Origin of the sequence: Pannus brasiliensis CCIBt3594 (assembly GCF_036688125.1) — a bacterium.
Taxonomy (GTDB): domain Bacteria; phylum Cyanobacteriota; class Cyanobacteriia; order Cyanobacteriales; family Microcystaceae; genus Pannus; species Pannus brasiliensis.
In genome coordinates, this window is record NZ_JBAFSM010000001.1 from 82093 (window position 1) to 96529 (window position 14437).

15 protein-coding genes are annotated in these 14437 nt (G+C 51.1%); 7 read left to right on the forward strand and 8 right to left on the reverse strand.

All coding sequences use genetic code 11. The features are described 5' to 3' along the window. Positions 1–71 precede the first annotated feature (71 nt). The 4 genes from cbiQ to V0288_RS00485 form a co-directional block, all read right to left on the reverse strand. Positions 72–848, reverse strand: coding sequence for a cobalt ECF transporter T component CbiQ (gene cbiQ, locus V0288_RS00470; protein WP_332863028.1), 777 nt, complete (start codon positions 846–848; stop codon positions 72–74). A 12-nt stretch (positions 849–860) separates the two neighbouring features. Further along, the gene (locus V0288_RS00475) at positions 861–1202 is read right to left on the reverse strand and encodes a PDGLE domain-containing protein (protein ID WP_332863029.1); all 342 of its coding nucleotides are present in this window, start codon (positions 1200–1202) and stop codon (positions 861–863) included. A gap of 6 nt (positions 1203–1208) precedes the next feature. Continuing rightward, positions 1209–1952, reverse strand: coding sequence for a cobalt transporter CbiM (gene cbiM / locus V0288_RS00480; protein WP_332863030.1), 744 nt, complete (start codon positions 1950–1952; stop codon positions 1209–1211). Between the two features lie 534 nt (positions 1953–2486). Further along, positions 2487–3533 carry a hypothetical protein gene (locus V0288_RS00485; RefSeq protein ID WP_332863031.1) on the reverse strand — a complete coding sequence of 349 codons (1047 nt, stop codon included), beginning with the start codon at positions 3531–3533 and terminating at the stop codon, positions 2487–2489. Positions 3534–3790: 257 nt separating this feature from the next. Here V0288_RS00485 and pheS point away from each other — a divergent pair, with 257 nt between their 5' ends. Next, positions 3791–4786 (forward strand): phenylalanine--tRNA ligase subunit alpha, encoded by a 996-nt coding sequence (gene pheS, locus V0288_RS00490; protein WP_332863032.1) that lies wholly within the window; start codon positions 3791–3793, stop codon positions 4784–4786. Between the two features lie 20 nt (positions 4787–4806). Continuing rightward, the gene (locus V0288_RS00495; protein ID WP_332863033.1) at positions 4807–5145 is read left to right on the forward strand and encodes a DUF4870 domain-containing protein; all 339 of its coding nucleotides are present in this window, start codon (positions 4807–4809) and stop codon (positions 5143–5145) included. A 69-nt stretch (positions 5146–5214) separates the two neighbouring features. Here V0288_RS00495 and V0288_RS00500 read toward each other — a convergent pair whose 3' ends face one another. Beyond that, on the reverse strand, positions 5215–5517 hold the full coding sequence (locus V0288_RS00500; RefSeq protein WP_332863034.1) for a hypothetical protein: 303 nt from the start codon (positions 5515–5517) through the stop codon (positions 5215–5217). Positions 5518–5572: 55 nt separating this feature from the next. Beyond that, the gene (gene cutA / locus V0288_RS00505; RefSeq protein WP_332863035.1) at positions 5573–5887 is read right to left on the reverse strand and encodes a divalent-cation tolerance protein CutA; all 315 of its coding nucleotides are present in this window, start codon (positions 5885–5887) and stop codon (positions 5573–5575) included. Positions 5888–6192: 305 nt separating this feature from the next. Between cutA and V0288_RS00510 the strand changes: the two genes are divergently transcribed. After that, entirely contained in the window at positions 6193–7404 is a 1212-nt protein-coding gene (locus tag V0288_RS00510; protein ID WP_332863036.1) for an AAA family ATPase, read from the forward strand. Further along, entirely contained in the window at positions 7397–8113 is a 717-nt protein-coding gene (locus V0288_RS00515) for a DUF4276 family protein (protein ID WP_332863037.1), read from the forward strand. The genes V0288_RS00510 and V0288_RS00515 overlap by 8 nt, the downstream gene beginning before the upstream one ends. Before the next feature lie 3 nt (positions 8114–8116). Here the strand turns inward: V0288_RS00515 and V0288_RS00520 are convergent, their stop codons facing one another. Together V0288_RS00520 and V0288_RS00525 are read right to left on the reverse strand one after the other, a co-directional pair. After that, positions 8117–9340, reverse strand: coding sequence for a glycoside hydrolase family 10-like protein (locus V0288_RS00520; RefSeq protein WP_332863038.1), 1224 nt, complete (start codon positions 9338–9340; stop codon positions 8117–8119). Positions 9341–9502: 162 nt separating this feature from the next. Then, positions 9503–10630, reverse strand: a complete 1128-nt coding sequence (locus tag V0288_RS00525) for an ABC transporter permease (protein ID WP_332863039.1) — start codon at positions 10628–10630, stop codon at positions 9503–9505. Positions 10631–10744: 114 nt separating this feature from the next. Between V0288_RS00525 and V0288_RS00530 the strand changes: the two genes are divergently transcribed. The 3 genes from V0288_RS00530 (at position 10745) to V0288_RS00540 (ending at position 14428) form a co-directional block, all read left to right on the forward strand. Beyond that, on the forward strand, positions 10745–11689 hold the full coding sequence (locus tag V0288_RS00530) for a 2OG-Fe(II) oxygenase (RefSeq protein ID WP_332863040.1): 945 nt from the start codon (positions 10745–10747) through the stop codon (positions 11687–11689). A gap of 598 nt (positions 11690–12287) precedes the next feature. Beyond that, the gene (locus V0288_RS00535; RefSeq protein ID WP_332863041.1) at positions 12288–13679 is read left to right on the forward strand and encodes an NAD-dependent malic enzyme; all 1392 of its coding nucleotides are present in this window, start codon (positions 12288–12290) and stop codon (positions 13677–13679) included. A 23-nt stretch (positions 13680–13702) separates the two neighbouring features. Continuing rightward, a complete protein-coding gene (locus tag V0288_RS00540) occupies positions 13703–14428 on the forward strand; it encodes a M15 family metallopeptidase (protein ID WP_332863042.1) in 726 nt (241 codons plus the stop codon). The last annotated feature ends 9 nt before the right edge of the window (positions 14429–14437 follow it).

Here is a 14437-nt window from a genome sequence, read left to right on the forward strand (position 1 = left end):
GATGGGGGAGTTTTTGGGGCAAAGGGAAAAGGGAACAGACTACCTTTACCCTTTACCCTCTTCTCCTGCCTCTAGGGAAATAAATAGACGATCTGGCCGAATAGGATCAGGGAAACGGTTAGAAATAGGGTAAGAATATCGCCGATCGCCATTTTCGGCATCGACTGCGCGGGGGGTATCCCGGTGTAGCCGCGGGATAACATGGCCTGATAGACGCGCTCGCCCCGATCGAGGGTACGGAGAAACAGCGAGCCGATCATATTCCCCAGGACTAATCTCTGCCAACCCGGATTTCCCATCAGGTTCCGGGAGAGGGCCGCGCGACGCGTGGCGGTGAATTCCTCGATGAGTAGGGCGATATAGCGCACCATCGAGGCGATAATCGCCACCAGTAACGGGGGGATTTTCAGATTGACCAGCGCTTGTAAGAGGTCGGGAACGGAAGTGGTTAACACGAGAATATTCACCGTAACGAGGGAAAGAAAGGCTTTTAACGCCACGCTCCCCAACAGGATTAATCCTTCGTCGGTAATTCGCAGGAAACCCCACGACCACAGCACCTCGCCGCCCTCGCGGAAGAGAGTTCCCAAAATGACCAGGCCGATGAAAACGAACTCGATCGCCACCCGTCCCAGAAGTACGGGAAAGGTGACGCGACTGACGATCGCTAACAGCGCGATACCCGCGCCGTAAATCGCCCACGTCCACCAGTGTCCGTTCGGACTGCCGGCGACGGCGAAAACCATCAGGAGAGCGCAGAGAACGCGGGTCCGCGGGGCGAGTTTCTGCCAGGGAGCGGGACGCTGACTGTCGATAGCGAGAGAGAATGCACCGATCGATAAAAGCATGAGCGGGGTAAATTAGCGATCGCCGGAGGATTCCCGCGGGTTATCGGATTTCGGAACGGTCAATTTACCGATGCCCCAGGCGAGTCCGAAGGTAGCCAGGGTTCCTACAAGACCGGCGAGAGGGGTGGCTAGATATTCCGGGACTCCCTTGAGGGCGTACCCGTCGAAAATACGGGCGGGGGGGAGTTTACCGGCGGGAGGTTCGGGGGCTTCTTTCCGGTGAAATTGTAAGTCTTCGGAGACTCGAACGAGTCCGTCGGGATGTTTACTAGCGAAAGGAGAGAGAAAAACGGCGATCGCGAGAGCGGCGAGGAATCCCGTTAACAGGAACGCTCGATTGTGGCGATTATTCATTAGCGTTTACGGGCGAGAGGCGTAGGAACGGGGAACAGACTCGGGGGAACGCCGGGGAGGATCGTAGAGAAGATCGGGACGTGTTCGCCAGATGTAACTAAGGGCGGAGACGGTGATCATCGCCTCGCCGATACCGATCAGGCTATGCCAGAAGAGCATCGCGGAGAGCGCGATCGGTAGGGGAACCGTACCCGATACCGCCAGTTGAAGGGCGCAGAGGACGGAGGCGACCACGACACTGACCCAGGAGGCGATCGCCACGGCCACGGACATCTCCCACCAGCGGTTCATCCCGAGCGCTTTCCGAATTCCTTTATAAAGGTAGTAACCGCCGAAGGTGCCGATCAGCCCCATGTTAAAAATATTCGCCCCCAGAACCGTCAGGCCGCCATCCTGGAAAATAACCGCCTGAACGATAAAGATCACCGTCATGACGAGAGAGCCGGCCCAGGGGCCCAGGAGTACCCCGGCGAGGGTTCCGCCTAATAGGTGTCCGGAGGTTCCGCCGGGGATGGGAAAGTTAATCATCTGGGCGGCGAAAATGAAGGCGGCACAGACCCCCATCAAAGGGACGACGCGTTCGGAGTAGCGGCCGCGTACCCGTTTCAGGGCGAGGGCGATGAAGGCGATCGAGATTCCCCATGTAACCAGACTCACGGGTAAATTGAGGAAACCATCGGGAATATGTAGGGCGAGGTAGGGAGCGAGAGGATGGCCGGACAGACCACCACCTGGAAAAGTTACCAACATCGGGAATGAATCTCCGTTTCGGGGTTCGATCGATCTACCGGATAGCGATGCCGGTAGCGAGAGGAGAAAAGTCTCTCTTTAGTAGAAAACTAATCTCTTGATTTTACAATCCCCTACCGAGGGATCTGACCCGTTTCACGCATTAAATTTTTCTGGATTTTTTTCGAGTCAATTTCGTAATTATTTCTTAATTTTTATTGTGTTCATGTAAAGTTGTCGTAACGGGAACCCCGGTATCTAACTATCGATAGAAGGAGCGATATAGCTCGCGGGGGATGAGCGATCGAGGGGAATCTCGTTTTTGTAGCGAGAGAGATAGCGGTAATCCGATCGGCTGTTCGCGATCGATTCCGAGGAGAGATCTAGCGATCTCTAAGTCGCGCGATGGAGGGATTTTTTACCCGGAAGACACGCGGGGATCGAGGAAATCGTCGGGCGAAATTTCCCCGGCGATCGAGATCGATCGCTAGTTCCAGACCGATTCTATCGGGTAATATCCGGGCGTATTTTTCTGAATAGTATTTTTCTGAAAAATTATCCCTCGTCGTCGGCGATCACCCGGAGACGGACCATCCGCTTACCGCCCTCGTCTAGTTCCACCTCGATCACCTCGCCGGTGAGGGTTTCCAGACAGGTTAACATCGATCGCAGGTGGGGATTACTCGCGCCGGTATCCACGTAGAGGCGATCGGATAAACTCCCCAAACGTTTCCAGGTGGTATACAATTTTGCGACGAATTGTTCGAGTTGCGTGGCCTGTTTAACGAGATCCGCGGCGGTATTGAGACATTCCAGGCGTAGGGCTTCTTCTAGCGCCATCTCGATGTCTAAATTGCCCCGTCGGAGGGTCTGTACCCGCGCGGCCGCGTCGAGATATTTGGAGAGACTACGCGCTTCCGAGGTCATTTCTTTGATCGTGTCCACGTCTGGACTCGCGGCGATCTCTTTTTTAATGGTCCCGATGTGACTATCGGGTAATTTCTCCAATTCTTTGACGAGAGGGGCGAGATGACGCGCCGGTAAGGTTCCCTCGGCGGCTTTTTCCTTCACTTCTTCCGGGAGTAAATCCGAACTCATCGCCATCCACTCGTCGGAAAGTTGTTTCACCTCGCGCCGGGTGATGCGATCGCCCTGTTTCGCCGCGTCACTGACCAATTTCTGCACTTCCGGGGAGGATTTCGCCGTTTCCACGAAGGCGCGTTTACTGAAATTATTAATGCTTTCCGGATCGAGTTGGCCTTCCGCGAGGAGAGTGTCGGCACTATTGGCCAGTTGAATCAGGGCGTAAGCCTGACTTTTGGTGATCTCGCGCGCTTTTAGCCAGTTTAGGAAGCCGGTTCCCCGACTATCGCCGCCCTGCTTCTCGCGATCGCGGATGGCGCGTAAAATCCGCCCGCGCCAGATTTCCGTCTGGAGGTCGAAGCGATCGCACACCTTCCAGAAAGAATCGAGTTGTTGCTGGAAATCGTGTTCCTGTATCGTCTCGTCCTCGGGATCGGGCAGTTGGAAGTTAAATTCTAACGGGGTCTCGAAAGCGGCGATAATTTCATCGGTAGAGGGGGCGAGATCGACATCAACCATAACAGACTCGACATAACGAAACGGCCGGACTCTTTAACCTAGCACACTTTTCGATTTCCGTTAAGAAGCTCCTGGCGGTAAGCTAGGGGTCTGAAATTCGGTAATTTCGGGGTGATAATCCGATCGACTCGCCAACTTTCCCGGATATGGAGTGGACGACCGACCAGGTATCGAAAGCCGGCCGGTGAACTCGATCGGAACGAAGCGCGGTTCCGACTTGGTACACTGGAGAGTATCGCGATTTCTACCCACGTATTATGACTTCATCCCTCGAAACCGATTTAAAGACCCTCGAAACCACGGCCAAAGAAGCGATCGCCACCACCGATACCCTCGACGGGATCGAAGGGTTACGGGTGCAATATCTCGGTAAAAAGGGGCAATTATCCCAGATTTTGCGAGAGATGGGCAAATTATCCGCGGAAGACCGGCCGCGCGTCGGGGCGATCGCTAACGAGGTCAAGGAAACTTTACAAACTCTCCTCGATACCCGGCGACAAACCCTCGAAAACGCCGAGATCGAGGCGAAATTGGCGGCGGAAACCCTCGATGTTACCATGCCCGCGGTCGGTCGTCCCCTGGGACGGATTCACCCCCTCAACAGTACGGTCGATCGGATGATCGATATTTTCGTCGGTCTGGGTTACTCGATCGCCACCGGGCCGCAGGTGGAAACCGATTACTATAATTTCGAGGCGCTGAATATTCCGGCCGACCACCCCGCGCGGGATATGCAGGATACCTTTTTCCTCTCCGATGGTCGTCTCCTGCGAACCCATACCTCTCCCGTCCAGATTCGCTACATGGAAAGCCACGAACCGCCGATCCGTATCGTCGCGCCCGGTCGGGTGTACCGTCGGGATACGGTAGACGCGACCCATTCCGCGGTTTTCCATCAGGTGGAACTCCTCGCGGTCGATAAGGGGTTGACATTCACCGACCTCAAGGGAACGATCAAGGAATTTTTAAAACAGATGTTCGGGGAAGATCTCCCGGTCAAGTTCCGCGCGTCCTATTTCCCCTTTACCGAACCCTCCGCGGAAGTGGATGTCCAGTGGAAAGGCAAATGGTTAGAGGTGATGGGCTGTGGTATGGTGGACCCGAACGTGTTAAAAGCGGTCGGTTATGACCCCCAAGTTTATACGGGTTTCGCCGCCGGATTCGGGGTGGAGAGATTTGCTATGGTGTTACATGAGATAGATGATATCCGCCGTTGCTACAACAGCGATCTCCGCTTTCTCCGCCAATTCTAAAGGGAATAACCCTGACGATCATGAGTGATAATTCGACGAAAAAAAAACTTCTATCGGTAGCTTCCCACGCTTCGATTTTCTTGAGCGCGACGTTCGTTTCGGTAGGGATTCCGTTAGTAATTTACTTTGTTTCCGACGATGAAACGGTGAAGGAAAACGCGAAAGAAGCGTTAAACTTTCACTTGAATGTTTGGATAGCCGGGATTATTTCCGGGATTTTAACCTGGGTGTTGATCGGTTGGCTATTTCTCGCCATTCTCGGTATCGCCACTCTAGTTCTGCCGATTCTGGCGATCCTTCAAGTTTGGGGCGATCCCTATAAAGTTTTCCGTTATCCGTTTATTGTCCGAGTTCTGTAGTCTTTATCAACGGGGGAGGGGCGATCGCTCCCCCGTTCGGTTTTTAGTCGGCGGGGAGTTCGATCGATTTCACTCGACGACATAACCCCGTTCCTGTAAACAGGTTTCCACGATCTGGTTATAAGTTTGTACTTGTTGCTGTCTCTCCGCTCTCACTTCCGGGGTATTTTTCGCGTCGTCCCGAGATCTTCGAGCGAGATTCAGACCGGTTTTCTGTCGGGCCATCGCGTTACACTCGCCGATATCGCGGGTTTGTTGTTCCCGATCCTGTCCGCGTTGGGGGACGATCGAGATCAGCGCGTAGGACGGGCCGGCGATCAGGAGCGTACCGAAAAGGACGAGTAGCGTTTTCTCGATCGGATGGTGTTTCATAAAATTACGAGGGTCGATAAACGTCGGTTTTTTCCAATTCGATGACGGGTAAAAGTTAACCGGTGACGCTGTTTTCCAGCCAGTCCGCGTAAGGGGGGTAAATCGATTCGAGCGCGCGCGCGTGAATGTCGGGTAGGTCGTAGGGATGTAGTTCCCGAATGGCGGACTCTACAGCTTGATAGCGATCGCCGGTCGTCTTACACACCAGTTGAAATTCTTTCTCCTCCTGTAGCGCGTCCTGCCAGATATAAAAACTCTCGATCTCGGAAACGTGCGCGCAGGCCACTAGCTTACGCTCCACGAGCGCGCGGGCTATAGATCGCGCCTCGTCGAGATTTCCCACGGTCGTGACAACGGCGATATATTTCATGGAGGCGATCGACGGAAGGTTCACTCTTTCCTATGATACTAGCCCTTGAATTCCGCCAGTGAAGCTGTCCTAATCAACACTCCCGCCTGAAATTCTCTTTTATTCTAGCATCGGGTATGTTTTTTTATCGTATTTGCACGAATATTGTCAGAAAATTATATTTTCGTCTTATTCTGCCGTCATTGAAGGTTGCTTCGGATTCCCGGCCTATCGTTACACTTCTCCCGCTGAAAACCTAAATATATTTCAGGTATAATTTACGGATGATGGTCGGTGTATAAAGAAAAAACTTTAATCGTAGTATTATGAGCCAGCCTAGACTTTTATCATTTACTCTCGATGGTTGGACCGCTCTAGGTGGTGAAGTGTCCATCTCCCTAGTCGATCGGGTCGGGGTATTAGTTGGCAAAAATGGGGCGGGCAAATCAGCGATCCTAGAAGGATTTGAAGCTATCTCCTCTTGGGCGATCGGCAGATCGAGACGCTCTCGGATGCTCGGTAGTGATAGCATTCCTAGAATCTTGGATATTGAGATTTTAACCCCAAACAAGCGTCGGCTGGAATACCGGTATGAACTTATCCCCCTCCCTGCCTCTATCGACGACCCGGATATAGATGACTCTACCAGTGAGAATTCAGAGGAAAGTTCATTTACTTGGAATGATTATTGTCAATATATTGATGGAGATAAAGAGCGTCTATGGACTACCGAGGTGGGAGTAACGACCTTACACAATAATAGCGAGCCGAATATTACCATTCTTGGCAATACCAATTCGCTTCGAGAATCGCCTCTCCCGGAAAATTCACAACTCAAGCTACCTCTGGAGATGCAATGGGTGTACGCTGTTTTAAAGGGAGTTCGCTTTCTTGGCAAAGCTCCTGTTCGTATACCACAAAAGCGCCGTCCTTCTTTATTAAAAGTTTCAAGACGAGGTATTGATCCAAGCCTTTTTGGGTTAGCCGATCATCTAGCTCGTAAAATACTCCGACGTATAGGAACAGAAGAACTTGACGAGCTTGAGAGTGTTTGTAAGCGAATTGGACTCGCCAGCAAAATAACTGTACAAAAGCTTTTTTTAAGTGAAGGTTCTGGAGAGGCGAGCCGGAATGGAGATGAAGAATATCTTGCTTTTGTGTTGTTAGATGGGGTCAATATCGGATTACTCTCTGACGGCACGTTACGGGTTCTATCAATTCTTATAGATATCATACCATCCTCTCTTAATGCGACGATAATTATTGAAGAGCCAGAAACACAAATTCATCCTGGAATGTTAGCAAAGCTCCTGAATGAAATTCAAGTCTATACTTTTGATGAAAATTTACTTATCTCGACGCATTCACCCCAAGTAGTATCTTGGACAAGCCCCGACAAACTGAACTTAGTTTATCGAGATCACGGACGAACAAAGATTCGGAAATTACAAGAGGGAGAAATCAACAAAGTTGTAGAGTACCTTCGTGAAGAAGGGGATTTAGGGGAGTGGCTTTATAGTGGTATTCTCGATGAGTAGGATCACGATCGCCTTAATTGCTGAAGATGACACGGATTGCGACGCGATTCGTAAAATCGTCCATCGCGTACTGGGTTCAGATATTACCATAAAAAAATGGGCATCTAAATCCTGTAGTACCTTGAAGAACAAACTATCCAAAAAGCTTACAGCCATGTCTAATGAAGGTTGCGACGCTTTCATCATTGTTCATGATTTAGACCGCGACCCTAATAATAATTCTCTCAACGATGAAAAAAAGTTGCGATCGGACTTAGAAGCCAAATGTTCTGTACTCGCGGGTATTAGGAAACATATCTGTATTCCTATTGAAGAATTAGAAGCTTGGTTTTGGTCCGATCCAGAGGTTATAAGGGATGTTGGGCGAGGGAATGGTAAAGCAAGTCCCAGCCCTCATTTAATTTCCAAACCCAAAGAAGCATTGATAAGATTGTCAGTTGGTAAAAATAAAAAGCCTCGTTATAGCACTAACATGAATGCCGAACTAGCGGAAAGGCTCAATTTAGAACTTTGTTCCGATCGTTGTCCTTCCTTTAGAGATCTTCTTGACTTTCTTCTGAGTTTACAGATTAGTGCTAAACAATTAGAAGTAGAGATTTTTGAAGTGGTTTTTGCTTTTTTCCTTGTTGTACAGAGCGAGTTACATATACTCGCCAAATTACTTTTGGAGGATTACCGTTTCAAGAAGTGTAACGACCAAGATCGATAAAGTTCACGAACCTCGGAACATTTCCCGGAAGCTCGATCGACGGTACTCGGAAGATTCATCGGCTAGATTCCATAAACTCTCGTAGAAGAAGAAAGAAACGCCTTTAAAGTTTTGTTCCCGTGATTTATTGACCTGTGTGGTAATATTTCCCATCGGAATCGGGCGACCTTTTAAACCCGCGAGAATGCCGATCGCCACGGGAATCGAATCTCTCGCTTCCTGTAGTTCACTCTGGGATAACTCTCGATCGAATGCCTCCATATCCGTCCGATAGACCTGAATCACTAATTCATCGATCGCCCCTTTTTGTCGTAATGTATTCCAATCTAAAAGATAGGATTCTAGAGAAAAAGTTTGCGGGTTCGGAGAGAGGGAAACGATCGCCCGCGGGTTTTTCATTTTGATCGTTTTCGATAATCTCATCATATAGGCGGTAATTTTATCGGCGCGCCATTGAATCCAATCTTTATCGAGATAATCTTTCGGGGGTAATTTGCCTTCGTGTTCGCGTTGATAGAGTTTTACCGTGTAATCATCATAGCCGAAATCGGAGGGATAGCCGAAATGGTCGTCGAATTGAATCCCGTCTACATCGTAATTGGTGATAATTTCGCTAACGAGATCGGTGATAAAGGTTTGTACTTCCGGACGTAAGGGATTTAACCACACTCTTTGATGGACTTTTCCCTCCCACCAGATAACACTTCCGTCTTGTCTTTCGGTTAACCAATCCGGGTGTCTTTTCGCGAGTTCCGAGTCAGCGGGAGCCATAAAACCGAACTCGAACCAAGGGATAACGGTCAGTTTTTTTCGGTGTCCGAGTTTAGTAATTTCGGTTAATAGATCTCGTTTTTGTAGGGACGCGTGGGGATCGATCGATCTCCCCGTCACTCTTCGCGCCACCCGCGACGGATACAGGGTATAGCCCCAATTCCACACCGTCGGATAGAGGGTATTGAACTGTAAATCCGCTAGTTTATCTACCGCGTCGGCGAGGGTTTCTTTTTGAAAGAGAACCTCACTATCGATATTCGTCAGCCAAACCCCGCGAATTTCCGATCGCTCTCTCGGAACCCGCGCCGATAACGAGGGAAAACTAAAGCTAATCGCCACGATAAACGCGAAAATTACTAGGAAGATCAACCAACTCGATCGACCGTATCGCTGACTATACACCACCAAGCTATCCGCGAGCGCGTTAAACGTTTTACTAATTTCTTTTTTCATGGGATCGTGCGAGGATAAATAAAGTTAACGCGAGGTAGAGGAGTTAGGAGCCAAGGGAATTTTAGATTTTCTGACATCCGATCGTTAATTCTGTTTCCCTACCGAATCGAATTGCCGGTAAACCCAACCCATCGATCGAATTTTTTCTGCCTCCTGCCTCCCTCATCTCTCCAAACTTCTCGGATCGAGCGCGTCCCGTAGCCCATCGCCGAGTAAATTGAACGCTAGTACCGTGAGAACGATTAATAAGGCGGGCGGCCAGATTAACCACGGTTGTAGGACGATAATCGAGGCATTCGTCGCTAGAGAGAGTAAATTTCCCCAACTGGGATCGGGTTGTTGGATACCGAGACCGATCAGACTCAGCACCGATTCGGCGACGATAAAGCTCGGTACGGCGAGAGTGGCGGAGATAATGATATAGCTCGCGGTTTGGGGCAGGACGTGACGGGTAATAATATACAGGGGTTTCGCTCCCAACGCCCTCGCGGCCTGAATAAATTCCTGTTCCTTCAAGGAAAGTACCTGTCCGCGAATAACTCGCGCCAATCCCGACCAACTGATAAACGAGGTGATCAGCACGATCAGTAAAAAACGCTGACTACTGCTCAATCCCGCCGGTAAAACGGCCGCGAGCGCCACTAACAGATAAATGGTCGGAATCGTCATCAATACCTCGACGAAGCGCATCGATATCGCGTCGAGCCACCCCCCGAAATAGCCGGAAATCCCGCCGACGAGCATCCCGATGGGGAAAGAGATTAAAATCCCCACTAAGCCGATAAATAGGCTAATTCTGCTCCCGAATAAGAGACGGCTAAAGCTATCCCTTCCCGATTCGTCGGTTCCGAGGATATTGATCCGCCCGTTACCGATCACCCCGAAAAGATGCCGATCGAACGGAATACCGGGAAAAATCGTCACCTCGTCCCATTTCGGGGGTAAAGGAAGGCGGATTTGCAGGAAATTATACGGGGTTCCCTTGACGAAAAGCCGCACCGGTAAGGGGTCGTTAAAATTCTCGATCAGTTTTCGCTCTCCGGTGTTAATATCGATCGAGCTTTGGGTTGTCGGGTAAACGTGGGGGCCGATCCATTGTCCCCGGTTTTCCCCTTCTCTGGCGATCCAGTAAATTCGGGTGGGGGGCAATAGCGAGGAGTCCGTTTCGGAAGAGTAGGGATCGTAAGGGGCGATAAAATCGGCCGCGATCGCGCTCAAATAGAAAACTAACAGTAAAATCGCTCCCCATCGGGCTAGAGGGTTATCTTTCAGCTTATGCCACCAGTCCATATTCGCTCTCGATCGGGTTAACGGGATAAATCTTACGTTTTTACTCCTTTCTGGGGATGTAAATCGATACAATTTATACTATCAAATATTTTTAACGTTTTAAAAAATCAGCGAATGTTTATCGATCCAAGTGTCAGGGAGAATCTATCGGCCTACCGGCAGGCTTTCGAGTCCGCTCGACCGTTCAAGCACGTCGTTATCGATAACTTTTTAGTTCCCGATCTCGCGAGATCCCTGCTCGATCGATTCCCGGTTTTCGATCCGTCCAAGGCGATCGCGGAAACGGGAACGGTGGGAGGTAAAGCGGTTAATGAAAATCTGAAAGCGATGGGCGATATCTATCGGGATCTCGCCGAGTATCTCGACACTCCCGAGTTTTTAGCGCAGATATCGGCGATCACCGGGATCGACCGATTGATGAACGATCCTAGCTTTTTCGGGGGAGGAACGCACGAAAATTTACACGGACAGGAACTCGATCCCCATCTCGATTTCACGATCGACGAGACCGGCTGGTATTACCGTCGTTTGAATATACTCATTTATTTAAATCCGGAGTGGGATGAGAGTTGGGGCGGCTCGATCGAGCTACATTCTAACCCCCGTCAACCCGACGAGAATAAAATCATTTCTTTTCTCCCGATTTTCAATCGTTGCGTGATTTTCGAGACGCATGACTATTCCTGGCACGGTTTTTCTAAAATTCAATTACCCGAAGATAAACGCCATCTCTCGCGCAAATCTGTCTCGATCTATCTATACACGAAAGAACCCCCCGAAGGGAAAACGGTTCCTTCTCACACGACGTTTTACGTCCATCGTCCCCTTCCCGAATCGATTCAACCCGATCGGGTCTTAACGCGAGAAGATTACAACCACATCAGAATTTTACTCCAGAGACGGGATGATTTAATCCGTTTCTATCAAGAACGCGAGATCGATGAATCCTACAGTTTACCCGTGTTGAAATCCCGGATCAAGCGCTATTTCTCCCTGCGGCACCCGAAACTCTGGACAGGTTTCCTCCGGGTATCGCGCTGGAAACAGGGGAAACCGTAACTTTCTCGAAGGCAGGAGGCAGGAGGCAGGAGGGAAAAATCGAGTAAGTAACCTCGGTTCGAGATAACAATTTGACGATTTTTCGGTGAGAGGCCGAGTTTTATTCGGGGGACTAGCCCCCCGAACCCCCCACCGGTGGAGGGGTGCCTCCCCCGGACCCCCTGCACAAGGCCACGCGCGACATCACCGCGAGTGGACAAGATTTCGAGATGACTCGAATGAAAGGATCTCGATTCTGGCTTACTTATCCCGAACTGATGTTAAGTAGTTTAAACGCGCGATAGCTTACATCGATCGAGTGAAATTTTCTCGGGTCTAGATCGATTTTCTTTATCGAATCGGTAATCGAAAAACCATTGACAAAAAATGCGTCTGGCTAAATAAAGGTTCGATTTATTGATTTTCTGATGCGAGGTTGTTTCGAGAATTTAAAAGCGAAAAAAACACGATTGCAAACAACCAATCAATTTCTCCTCGCCGGGAACCGTTCCCCGCGGCCGCCCTCCGCTCGCTTATCCTTATAAAATGCTATATAAAATACCCCGGCGATACGAATATGCCAGATAATCGATAGTTACGAGTATTTATAAGGATAAGCATGGTTAACCTAACGCCTAATCCTAGCTACAGTTTAAGCCTGAAGATCGAGATTCCCAACCGGGCGGGAAACCTCGCCTCGGTCTTGGGGGCGATCGCCAACGTGGGCGGTAGCTTGGGACAGATTTCCCTGATCGAGCGCGATCTGAAAATCAGTCGGCGAGAGATCACGGTAGACGCTTCGAGTACCGAGCAAGCCGAACAGATTATCGCGGCCGTCAAAGAATTACCCGATGTCAAAGTCTTGAAGGTGTCCGATCGCACCTTCGATCTCCATCGTAGAGGGAAGATCTCGATCGAGAGCCGCATACCGCTCACCTCGCAATCGGATCTGGCCATGGCTTACACGCCGGGAGTCGGTCGCATCTGTAAGGCGATCGCTCAAGATCCCGCGCAAGTTTTCTCGCTGACGATTAAAGGCAATACGGTCGCGGTCGTCACCGACGGGAGCGCGGTGTTAGGATTGGGCAATCTCGGGCCGGAGGCCGCCCTGCCGGTGATGGAAGGAAAGGCGATGTTATTCAAGGAATTCGCGGGAATTGACGCGTTTCCTATCTGTCTGGCGACGCAAGACACCGAGGAAATCATCCAGACGGTGAAACGGATCGCGCCCGTGTTCGGCGGGGTGAATCTAGAGGATATCGGCGCGCCGCGGTGTTTTGAAATCGAGCGACGCTTGCGGGAGGAGTTGGATATTCCCGTTTTCCACGACGATCAACACGGGACGGCGATCGTCTCCCTGGCCGCGCTTCTTAACGCGCTGAAAGTGGTCGAGAAATCGATCGATACCGTCCGGATCGTCATCAACGGCGCGGGCGCGGCGGGAATCGCCATCGCCAACCTCCTGAAAAAAGCCGGCGCGCTGGATATCTGGCTGTGTGACTCGCGGGGCATCCTCTCGAAACAGCGTGGCGATCTCACCCCGGAAAAACAAGCGTGGGCGGTCGAGGCCGCTGGAACCCTGGCCGACGCGCTGAAACGGGCGGACGTGTTTCTCGGAGTGAGCGCGCCGGGGGTGTTAACGCCGGAAATGGTTCGATCGATGGGGCGGGACCCGATCGTTTTCGCGATGGCTAACCCGATTCCCGAGATCCAGCCGGAATTGGTGCGCGATGACGTGGCGGTGATGGCCACCGGACGGAGTGATTATCCGAACCAGATCAATAACGTCCTCGCGTTTCCCGGACTATTTCGCGGGGCGTTGGACTGTCGCGCTAGAGCGATCACGGATAATATGTATCTGGAAGCGGCCAAAGCGATCGCCTCGTTAATCGCCCCGGCGAATCTCGATCGGGAGAGTATCATTCCCTCGGTCTTCGATCCGCGGGTCGTTACCGCTGTCGCCGCCGCCGTCCAACAGGCCGCCCGTCAGGACGGGGTAGCTAGTGATTAAATAGGGTTAGGAGTGAGACAACCGTGAAACCGATCGACGATATTCCGGAAGCGTTGAGGGATAACCAGAATAAGAAAAGCGCGAATCCAAGTAAGGTTCTGGCGATCGGGAGCGGTTTTCTCGCCCTAGCGGGTGTTATCGCTATCGGGATAGCCCTCGTCGGTCGTTCCTCGAAAACGCCCACGGTCGCGGCCTCCCCGACGGTCTCCCCGAGTTCTTCGCCCGTCGAGAATATTCTCGGTCATCTCCCCTACAAGGAAGCCCCCGCGTCGGAGTTGGCCCCGATCACCGCGAACGGTCAATTATTCATGCGGAAATCGGCGGCCCGATCGTTTCTGGCGATGCGGGACAGCGCGAGGCGCGCGGGGGTGATCCTGGTTCCCATCTCGGCGTTTCGATCGAAGGCCGATCAGGAACGTCTTTTTTTTAAGGTGAAAGCGCAACGCAATCAGGAAACGAGAAAACGGGCCGAAGTTAGCGCGCCCCCCGGCTACAGCGAACATCACACCGGCTACGCGATCGATATCGGCGACGGTCGGACTCCCGCGACAAATTTAAATCCCAACTTTGAAAATACCGCCGCGTTTAATTGGCTAAAAAATAATGCGGCGCAATTCAGTTTCGAGTTATCTTTTCCCCGCGATAATCCTCAAGGGATCAGTTACGAACCCTGGCACTGGCGCTACGTCGGCGACAGCGATAGCCTAGAAACGTTTTATAAAGCGCAACAGTTAAGAAAAGAAAAATAGTTCGGCGAT

Bases quoted from the DNA above. Each gene is read 5' to 3' on its own strand.
- cbiQ (WP_332863028.1), bottom strand. From the start codon at position 848: ATGCTTTTATCGATCGGTGCATTCTCTCTCGCTATCGACAGTCAGCGT.
- V0288_RS00475 (WP_332863029.1), bottom strand. From the start codon at position 1,202: ATGAATAATCGCCACAATCGAGCGTTCCTGTTAACGGGATTCCTCGCC.
- cbiM (WP_332863030.1), bottom strand. From the start codon at position 1,952: ATGTTGGTAACTTTTCCAGGTGGTGGTCTGTCCGGCCATCCTCTCGCT.
- V0288_RS00485 (WP_332863031.1), bottom strand. From the start codon at position 3,533: ATGGTTGATGTCGATCTCGCCCCCTCTACCGATGAAATTATCGCCGCT.
- pheS (WP_332863032.1), top strand. From the start codon at position 3,791: ATGACTTCATCCCTCGAAACCGATTTAAAGACCCTCGAAACCACGGCC.
- V0288_RS00495 (WP_332863033.1), top strand. From the start codon at position 4,807: ATGAGTGATAATTCGACGAAAAAAAAACTTCTATCGGTAGCTTCCCAC.
- V0288_RS00500 (WP_332863034.1), bottom strand. From the start codon at position 5,517: ATGAAACACCATCCGATCGAGAAAACGCTACTCGTCCTTTTCGGTACG.
- cutA (WP_332863035.1), bottom strand. From the start codon at position 5,887: ATGAAATATATCGCCGTTGTCACGACCGTGGGAAATCTCGACGAGGCG.
- V0288_RS00510 (WP_332863036.1), top strand. From the start codon at position 6,193: ATGAGCCAGCCTAGACTTTTATCATTTACTCTCGATGGTTGGACCGCT.
- V0288_RS00515 (WP_332863037.1), top strand. From the start codon at position 7,397: ATGAGTAGGATCACGATCGCCTTAATTGCTGAAGATGACACGGATTGC.
- V0288_RS00520 (WP_332863038.1), bottom strand. From the start codon at position 9,340: ATGAAAAAAGAAATTAGTAAAACGTTTAACGCGCTCGCGGATAGCTTG.
- V0288_RS00525 (WP_332863039.1), bottom strand. From the start codon at position 10,630: ATGGACTGGTGGCATAAGCTGAAAGATAACCCTCTAGCCCGATGGGGA.
- V0288_RS00530 (WP_332863040.1), top strand. From the start codon at position 10,745: ATGTTTATCGATCCAAGTGTCAGGGAGAATCTATCGGCCTACCGGCAG.
- V0288_RS00535 (WP_332863041.1), top strand. From the start codon at position 12,288: ATGGTTAACCTAACGCCTAATCCTAGCTACAGTTTAAGCCTGAAGATC.